This is a genomic window from Streptomyces alkaliphilus, from assembly GCF_014141535.1.
Taxonomy (GTDB): domain Bacteria; phylum Actinomycetota; class Actinomycetes; order Streptomycetales; family Streptomycetaceae; genus Streptomyces; species Streptomyces alkaliphilus.
Map to the genome: position 1 here is coordinate 1 of NZ_VKHT01001054.1, position 1,666 is coordinate 1,666.

Below are 1,666 nucleotides of genomic sequence, written 5' to 3' on the forward strand. Positions count from 1 at the left end.
GTGGGAGCCCAGTAGCCGTTCCACCTCGACGTCCGGGCTCCGAACGCCGCTCTCGCACCGGTACCCGTCCACGCGGGAGGTCACCGCCGGTCCCCGGCGGAGCTTCGCGGCGGGGTGATCCCGGCCCGGCGCCGAGCGCGGGGGTCGGGGTGAATGCGCCGGTCGGGGTGAGTGCGGCGGAATCGGCGGTCGTGGCGGGTGCGGTGGAGATCCGGCTCTTCGGGATCGGGATCATCCCCGGCCTGCTCCAGACGCCGGAGTACGCACGGGTGTTGGCGAACAGCGCCGTACGGCGGGGAGCCACCACGTCCGAACAGGCGGAGGAGCGTGTCCAGTTCCTCGCGGATCGGCAGGCAGCGCTCACCCGGCCCCGGGCTCCCATGGTGTTCGTGACCATGGACGAGAGCTGCGTCCGGCGACCGGTCGGCGGAGCGGGCGTCATGAACGCGCAGTTGCGGTACCTCGCCGAGTTCGCCGAGCTGCCGAACACGGTGGTCCGGATCGCGCCGTACGAGATCGGTGAGCGCCGCACGTTCGATCTGCCGGTCAACATCCTGACGCTGCCGGATCGATCAGTGATCTGCTACGCGGAGTCCCAGTTGCAGGGTCACCTGGACCGGGACAGCACCACAGCGCTGCCCATGTTGACGGCCTACCAGCAACTGCAGGGCGAAGCACTCTCGCAGGCGGCATCCGTGGCCATGATCGACCAGCTTCGAAAGGGCATCCCGTGACGACCGAATCCCCTCGCTGGTTCACCTCTTCGTACAGCAACAACGGCGGCAACTGCGTGGAGGTCGCGGCGAATCTCGCCGGTTCCTTCGGCGTGGTCCCCGTCCGTGACTCCAAGAACCCGACCGGCCCGGTGCTGAACATCCCCACCACCGTGTTCGCCGGGGTCGTGGCCGGAGTCAAGGCCGGAGAGATGGGGAACGTCTGACCGCTCCACCCTCCACGCACCTCGACCGCGAGAACCGCCCCATCGCGCGACGACCGCGATGGGGCCTCTTCCCGTTGCGGGCCGAAAGCACACCCCGACCGTTCTCCGCACCTCACCCCTGCGGAAGGCTCCCCGGTGGCGACCACACCATCCGTCGTGCAGGGCTCCGGGCGGGAGCGGTCAGCAGTTCTCCTTGGCGAAGTCCTCCAGGGCGGTGGTGGGGATCTTGTTCCGGCTGTCCCCGGGGTCGTCGGCCCAGATGGGGTGCATGCGCGCCCAACCTCTTTCCTCCGCCAATATGGTGGCGGGCCCGTTGAGGACGTAGGTCGTACCGTCGGCCTCGAAAAGGATGGCCCTCCCGACCGAAGCCTCTTCACAACTGAGGTTGCCCGCGTCGACGGTGAAGGGCCACTGGCCGTCGGGGAAGTCCGAGGAGGAGACCCGCAGGGGCTCCTCCTCGGGCTCCTCGGTGCAGGCGGCGGTGGTGAGGGCGAGAAGCAGGGTCAGGGCGGCAGTGGTTGTTGTGCGCATGGCGGAGATGGTCCCGGGGCCGTCCTCCTCGTGAGATGACTGTCGCCAAGTTGTGATCAGGATGAAAAGAGCGACGTCAGAGGCCCATGTATGTGGCGGTCCAATCCCTCGTGCGCGGGAAGCGGGAGTGCTGATCACCGAAGACCGGGACATCAAGTGCTCCGAAGGCTCCCGGCACCGTTCCCTGCGGGCGGG

Annotated in this window: 2 protein-coding genes and 1 pseudogene; 2 read left to right on the forward strand and 1 reads right to left on the reverse strand. The window is 68.4% G+C overall.

Features of this window, described 5'->3' with window-relative positions:
• Positions 1 to 200: 200 nt before the first annotated feature.
• Both FNQ90_RS22320 and FNQ90_RS22325 read left to right on the forward strand, forming a co-directional pair.
• Positions 201 to 734 (forward strand): annotated as a pseudogene (locus tag FNQ90_RS22320) (DUF5753 domain-containing protein); the annotation flags it as partial.
• On the forward strand, positions 731 to 940 hold the full coding sequence (locus FNQ90_RS22325) for a DUF397 domain-containing protein (RefSeq protein ID WP_182607993.1): 210 nt from the start codon (positions 731 to 733) through the stop codon (positions 938 to 940). The pseudogene FNQ90_RS22320 and the gene FNQ90_RS22325, both read left to right, overlap by 4 nt.
• A gap of 180 nt (positions 941 to 1,120) precedes the next feature.
• Here the strand turns inward: FNQ90_RS22325 and FNQ90_RS22330 are convergent, their stop codons facing one another.
• The gene (locus FNQ90_RS22330) at positions 1,121 to 1,471 is read right to left on the reverse strand and encodes a DUF2511 domain-containing protein (protein WP_182607994.1); all 351 of its coding nucleotides are present in this window, start codon (positions 1,469 to 1,471) and stop codon (positions 1,121 to 1,123) included.
• Positions 1,472 to 1,666 lie beyond the last annotated feature (195 nt).

Excerpts from the sequence above, each read along its gene's own strand:
- FNQ90_RS22330 (WP_182607994.1), bottom strand. The coding sequence starts at position 1,471 with ATGCGCACAACAACCACTGCCGCCCTGACCCTGCTTCTCGCCCTCACC.